Origin of the sequence: Streptomyces sp. NPDC059564 (assembly GCF_042735575.1) — a bacterium.
GTDB lineage: Bacteria > Actinomycetota > Actinomycetes > Streptomycetales > Streptomycetaceae > Streptomyces.
The window spans coordinates 1-5,822 of record NZ_JBHWBP010000430.1 but is presented as its reverse complement, the minus strand read 5'-3'; the positions used below and the strand labels follow the sequence as shown (position 1 = coordinate 5,822).

Annotated in this window: 6 protein-coding genes; all 6 read left to right on the top strand. The window is 75.2% G+C overall.

Annotated features, from left to right (window positions below; genetic code table 11):
• The first annotated feature begins 128 nt into the window (after positions 1–128).
• Complete coding sequence (locus tag ACFV0Q_RS37380) at positions 129–1,091, top strand: Zn-ribbon domain-containing OB-fold protein (RefSeq protein WP_385011918.1); 963 nt, start codon at positions 129–131, stop codon at positions 1,089–1,091.
• Positions 1,091–2,149: a thiolase domain-containing protein gene (locus ACFV0Q_RS37375; protein ID WP_385011915.1), complete on the top strand. Its 1,059-nt coding sequence runs from the start codon at positions 1,091–1,093 to the stop codon at positions 2,147–2,149. The genes ACFV0Q_RS37380 and ACFV0Q_RS37375 overlap by 1 nt, the downstream gene beginning before the upstream one ends.
• Positions 2,146–3,321 carry a thiolase domain-containing protein gene (locus tag ACFV0Q_RS37370; protein ID WP_385011913.1) on the top strand — a complete coding sequence of 392 codons (1,176 nt, stop codon included), beginning with the start codon at positions 2,146–2,148 and terminating at the stop codon, positions 3,319–3,321. The genes ACFV0Q_RS37375 and ACFV0Q_RS37370 overlap by 4 nt, the downstream gene beginning before the upstream one ends.
• 168 nt (positions 3,322–3,489) lie before the next feature.
• A complete protein-coding gene (locus ACFV0Q_RS37365; RefSeq protein ID WP_385011920.1) occupies positions 3,490–3,702 on the top strand; it encodes a DUF397 domain-containing protein in 213 nt (70 codons plus the stop codon).
• A gap of 80 nt (positions 3,703–3,782) precedes the next feature.
• Complete coding sequence (locus ACFV0Q_RS37360) at positions 3,783–4,190, top strand: ACT domain-containing protein (RefSeq protein WP_385011910.1); 408 nt, start codon at positions 3,783–3,785, stop codon at positions 4,188–4,190.
• A 99-nt stretch (positions 4,191–4,289) separates the two neighbouring features.
• A partial coding sequence (locus ACFV0Q_RS37355; RefSeq protein WP_385011908.1) for an AAA family ATPase occupies positions 4,290–5,822 on the top strand: 1,533 nt, incomplete at its 3' end.

The following is a 5,822-nucleotide window of genomic DNA, read 5'->3' as shown; positions in this document are numbered from 1 at the left end:
CCCTTCGCCCGTTCCCCGGGGCTGCGCCCCGGACCCCGAGCCGGCCCCGGACCGGCCCCGGACCGGGCTGCACCCGGGGCCCCTGTCCGGCACGCGGGCCCCCCGACCGTGAGAATCGGAGACCAGTCATGACAGCCGCCTCCCCACCGCAGGTGCTCCGCGCGCCGCTCGTCGTCGAGTTTCCCTTCACCCGCTCCCTCGGCCCCGTCCAGAGCGCCTTCCTCACCGGGCTGCGCGAGCGCGTCGTGCTCGGCGTCCGGACCGCCGCCGGGCAGGTGATGGTGCCGCCCGTCGAGTACGACCCCGTCACCGCCGAGGAGATCCGGGAGCTCGTCGAGGTCGCCCCCACCGGCACCGTCACCACCTGGGCCTGGAACGGCGACCCCCGCCCGCAGCAGCCCCTGGCGACCCCCTTCGCCTGGGTGCTGGTCCGGCTCGACGGCGCCGACACCGCGATCCTGCACGCCCTCGACGCCCCCGCCCCCGGCGCCGTCCGCACCGGCATGCGGGTGCGGATCCGCTGGGCGGCCGACCGCACCGGCGCCATCACCGACATCGCCTGCTTCGAGCCGGCCGGCGAAAGCCCCGCGACCCACCAACCCGCCCCGCACGACGGAACCTTCGCCGACCCCGTCACCGGCATCGTCGCCGAGGCCCGCCTGGACTACACGTACAGCCCCGGCCGCGCCCAGACCGCCTACATCAACGCCCTCGCCGAGCGGCGGACCGTCGGCGAGCGCTGCCCCTCCTGCCACAAGGTCTACGTCCCCCCGCGCGGCGCGTGCCCCACCTGCGGGGTCGCCACCACCGACCGGGTCGAGGTCGGCCCGGCCGGCACCGTCACCACGTACTGCATCGTCAACATCAAGGCGCGCGGCCTCGACATCGAAGTCCCCTACGTCTACGCCCACATCGCCCTCGACGGCGCCGACCTCGCGCTCCACGGCCGGATCGGCGGCATCCCGTACGACCAGGTCCGCATGGGCCTGCGCGTCGAACCGGTGTGGTCCGACGGCGGCCGCTACCCCGACCACTACCGCCCCACCGGCGAGCCGGACGCGGACTACGACGCGTACAAGGAGCTCATCTGATGGCCCGATACGCCCGTGAGGTCGCGGTGGTCGCCTTCGCGCAGAGCGACCACCTGCGCCGCACCGACGAACTCAGCGAAGTCGAGATGGTCATGCCGGTCCTGCACCAGGTGCTGGCCGCCACCGGCCTGAAGGCCGGCGAGATCGGCTTCACCTGCTCCGGCTCCAGCGACTACCTGGCGGGCCGGGCCTTCTCCTTCACCATGACCCTCGACGGGGTCGGCGCCTGGCCCCCGATCTCCGAATCGCACGTCGAGATGGACGGGGCCTGGGCGCTCTACGAGGCCTGGGTCAAGATCCAGACCGGCGAGGCCGACACCGCGCTCGTCTACGCGTACGGGAAGTCCTCCCCCGGATCGGTGCGCGACGTACTGACCCGGCAGCTCGACCCGTACTACCTCGCCCCCCTCTGGCCCGACTCGGTGGCCCTCGCCGCCCTCCAGGCGCGGGCGCTGATCGACGCGGGGGAGACCGACGAGAGCGCCCTCGCCGCCATCGGCGCCCGCAGCCGGGCCGCCGCCGTGGACAACCCGCACGCCCAGCTGCGCGGCACCGTCGCGCAGGGCGACTACCAGGTGGCGCCCCTGCGCACCGGCGACTGCCCGCCCGTCGGGGACGGCGCGGCCGCCGTGATCCTCGCCGCCGGGGACACCGCCCGGCGGCTGTGCGAACGCCCCGCCTGGATCACCGGCATCGACCACCGCATCGAGGCGCACAGCCTGGGCCTGCGGGACCTGACCGACTCCCCGTCCACGCGCCTGGCAGCCGAGCGCGCCGGGCTCTTCGAGGCCCCGGTGGACACGGCGGAACTGCACGCGCCGTTCTCCTCCCAGGAGGTCGTGCTCCGCAAGGCGCTCGGCCTCGGCGACGCGGTCGCCGTCAACCCCTCCGGCGGGGCCCTCGCCGCCAACCCCGTCATGGCGGCGGGCCTGATCCGCATCGGCGAGGCCGCCGCCCGCATCCACAGCGGCGCGTCCGACCGGGCCGTCGCCCACGCCACCTCCGGCCCCTGCCTCCAGCAGAACCTGGTCGCCGTCCTGGAAGGGGAACGGGCATGAGCACCTCGGGCAAGGAGCCGGTCGCCGTCGTCGGCATCGGCCAGACCAAGCACGTGGCCGCCCGCCACGACGTGTCCCTCGCCGGACTGGTCCGCGAGGCCGCGGTCCGCGCCCTCGCGGACGCCGAGCTGACCTGGGCGGACATCGACGCCGTCGTCATCGGCAAGGCCCCCGACTTCTTCGAGGGGGTGATGATGCCGGAGCTGTACCTGGCGGACGCCCTCGGGGCGGTCGGCAAGCCCATGCTCCGCGTGCACACGGCCGGTTCGGTCGGCGGGTCCACGGCGCTCGTCGCCTCCAACCTGGTCGCGGCCCGCGTCCACCGGACCGTGCTGACCCTCGCGTTCGAGAAGCAGTCCGAGTCCAACGCCATGTGGGGCCTGTCGCTGCCCGTCCCCTTCCAGCAGCCGCTGCTGGCGGGCGCGGGCGGGTTCTTCGCCCCGCACGTGCGCGCGTACATGCGGCGCACCGGCGCCCCCGACGCGGTGGGCTCGCTGGTGGCGTACAAGGACCGGCGCAACGCGCTGAAGAACCCGTACGCGCACCTGCACGAGCACGACATCACCCTGGAGAAGGTCCAGGCCTCGCCCATGCTGTGGGACCCGATCCGCTACTCCGAGACGTGTCCCTCCTCCGACGGGGCCTGCGCGATGGTCCTCACCGACCGGGCGGGCGCCGCCCGTTCGCCGAGGCCGCCCGCCTGGGTGCACGGCGGGGCGATGCGCAGCGAGCCGACGCTCTTCGCGGGCAAGGACTTCGTGTCCCCGCAGGCGGGCAAGGACTGCGCGGCCGACGTCTACCGGCAGGCGGGGATCACCGACCCGCGCCGGGAGATCGACGCCGTCGAGATGTACGTCCCCTTCTCCTGGTACGAGCCCATGTGGCTGGAGAACCTGGGCTTCGCGCAGGAGGGCGAGGGCTGGAAGCTCACCGAGGCCGGGGTCACCGAACTCGACGGCGACCTCCCCGTGAACCCCTCGGGCGGGGTGCTGTCCACCAACCCGATCGGCGCGTCCGGCATGATCCGCTTCGCGGAAGCCGCCCTCCAGGTGCGGGGGCTGGCCGGGGAGCACCAGGTCCCGGGAGCCCGCCGGGCCCTGGGGCACGCGTACGGCGGGGGCGCGCAGTTCTTCGCGATGTGGCTGGTCGGGGCCGACGCCCCCGCCTCCTGAGGCCGGGGCCCCCGCCTCCCGACGCCGGGTCTCCCGGCGCCGGGCCCTGCGCGGACGGGCGTACGCCGGGGCGACGGCGACCCGGCGTGGCCTGTGCGACACCCGCTGTGATGGCTACCCTTGGCCCCCGGACGACGTACCGGGAGGAGCACGCACGTGGCCGAGAGCATGACGCGGTGGGGCAAGCCCGAGCTCGATCTCAGCGGGGCGGACTGGCAGCCGAGCAGCCGGGGGGTGGGCGACGTACAGGTCGCCTTCGTGGAGGGGTTCATCGCGATGCGCAACGGCGAGCGGCCCGACGGCCCTTCGCTGGTCTTCGCGCCGGACGAGTGGCGCAAGTTCGTCCTGGAGGCGAGGGGCGGCCGCTTCGACCCGGCCTGACCCTCGTGCGCGGTCGGGCGGCCCGGATCCATCCCGGGCCGCCCAACCGGTCATTTCGGGACGAAGGGTAAGATGTCCGCATGAGCGGAGAGAGCGACCTGCGGAAACTGCTGAGCGGCATGCGCCCCGAACTGAACGAGGGGCGGTACGTGTTCTGCACCCTCCCGCCTTCGGCGCCGGTCCCGGCCGGACTCGCGCCCGTCGTCACCGTCCGCGAAGCGGAGGGGCTGACCCTGGTCCTGCGCCAGGAGGAGGCCGACGCGGCCGGACTCGCCTACGAGTACACCGCGGGCTGGATCACCCTGCGGATCCACTCCGCCCTCGACGCCGTCGGCCTCACCGGAGCCTTCGCCGCCGCGCTGGCCGAGCGCGGACTCAGCTGCAACGTGATCGCCGGCTACCACCACGACCACCTGTTCGTGGCCGCCGACCGGGCCGCCGAGGCCGTCTCCGTACTGGAAGAACTGGCCGCACGTTCGACGGAATAGGGAAATCCGGAAAACGATCCGATCTTTCCCGTAAGCGGGACTCCCCGGCGCGTGCGCGGGCGTACCCTGAGGCCCGAATCGGCCAGGGGGATTCCAGCCATGACGGAACGTCAGAGCCGCGGCCGTACGCGGCGCACGCTGTTCGAACGCGAAGCGGAACTCGGTGCCGTGGACGAGGCGCTCGACCGGCTCACGGCCACCGGCCCGGACGCGGGCGGCGGCCTGCTCGCCCTCTCCGGCCCCGCCGGGCTCGGCAAGACCACCCTCCTCGCCGAAGTGCGCCGCCGCGCCCTCGCCCGCTCCTGCGCCGTGCTCGCCGCGCGCGGCGGAGAACAGGAGCAGGCCCAGCCCTTCCACGTGGCCCGCCAGCTCATCCAGCCCCGGCTCGCCGGCCGCCCCGAGGCCGAACTGCGCGAGGTCCTCGGCGGCTGGTACGGCATCGTCGGCCCCGCCCTCGGCCTCCGCGCCCCCGGCCAGGGCGCCCCGCCCGACCCCCAGGGCCTGCGCGACGGCCTCGACTGGGTGCTCACCCAGCTCACCGTCCAGCACGCCCCCGTCGTCCTCGTCCTCGACGACGCCCACTGGGGCGACCCCGAATCCCTCGGCTGGCTCGCCGCGTTCGCGCCGCGCGCCGAACACCTCGCGCTGCTCCTCGTGGTGGCGTACCGGCCCGACGAACTGCCCCCGCACGCGGAGGCGTTCCGTACCCTGCCCGGCCGGGCGGGACAGCGGCCGCTGAGCCTCGCCCCGCTCAGCGCGGCCGCCGTCTCCACCCTCGTCCGCGACGCGGTCGGGGAACACGCCGAGGAAGCCTTCTGCCGGGAGGCGTGGGCGGTCACCACCGGCAACCCCTTCGAAGCCGTCGAACTCACCGCCAGGGTCCGCGCCAAGGGCCTCGAACCGGTCGAGTCCAGTGCCCCGTTGCTGCGCGACCTCGCCGCCGCCCAGCGCGGCAGCGGGCTCGTCGCCCGCCTGCACGGCCTCGGCCCCTCCACCGTCCGCTTCGCCTGGGCCTGCGCCGTCCTCGGCACCGACATCCCGCAGCGGATCGCCGCCCGCGTCGCGGGCCTCGGCGCGGAGGAGGCCGCCGACGCCACCACCCGCCTACGGGACGCCCGCATCCTCTCCACCCCGGCCGAACCCACCCTCTCCGAGTCCGGCCGTGCGGGAGCCGCGTCCGCGGGACCCGGCCGTGTGGGAGCTGCATCCGCCGAGGCCGCCCGTGCCGGAGCCGCGTCCGCCGGGCTCGCCCGTGCGGGAGCCGTGTCTGCCGAGGCCGGCCGTGCGGGAGCCGTGTCCGCCGAGGAGGGCCGTGCCGTAGCCGCGTCCGCCGGGCCCGGCCATGCCGGAGCCCCGGGCGCCGGTGCGCTGCCGGCGGAAGACGTCCCCGCCGAAGAGGACCGCGGCGGGCTGGAGTTCGTGCATCCGCTCCTCGCCACCGGCATCTACCGGGCCATCCCCGACGCCCTGCGCGTCGCCCTCCACGGCAAGGCCGCGGCCGCCGTCCTCGACGCCGGACTCGGCGCCCCCGCCGCCGCCCGCCACCTGCTGGAGACCCAGCCCGAGAGCGACCCCTGGGTGGTGCGCACACTGCGCGAGGCCGCCGCGGAGAACCTCCGCGCCGGCGCCCCC

Bases quoted from the DNA above. Each gene is read 5' to 3' on its own strand.
- ACFV0Q_RS37380 (WP_385011918.1), top strand. From the start codon at position 129: ATGACAGCCGCCTCCCCACCGCAGGTGCTCCGCGCGCCGCTCGTCGTC.
- ACFV0Q_RS37370 (WP_385011913.1), top strand. From the start codon at position 2,146: ATGAGCACCTCGGGCAAGGAGCCGGTCGCCGTCGTCGGCATCGGCCAG.
- ACFV0Q_RS37365 (WP_385011920.1), top strand. From the start codon at position 3,490: ATGACGCGGTGGGGCAAGCCCGAGCTCGATCTCAGCGGGGCGGACTGG.
- ACFV0Q_RS37375 (WP_385011915.1), top strand. From the start codon at position 1,091: ATGGCCCGATACGCCCGTGAGGTCGCGGTGGTCGCCTTCGCGCAGAGC.
- ACFV0Q_RS37360 (WP_385011910.1), top strand. From the start codon at position 3,783: ATGAGCGGAGAGAGCGACCTGCGGAAACTGCTGAGCGGCATGCGCCCC.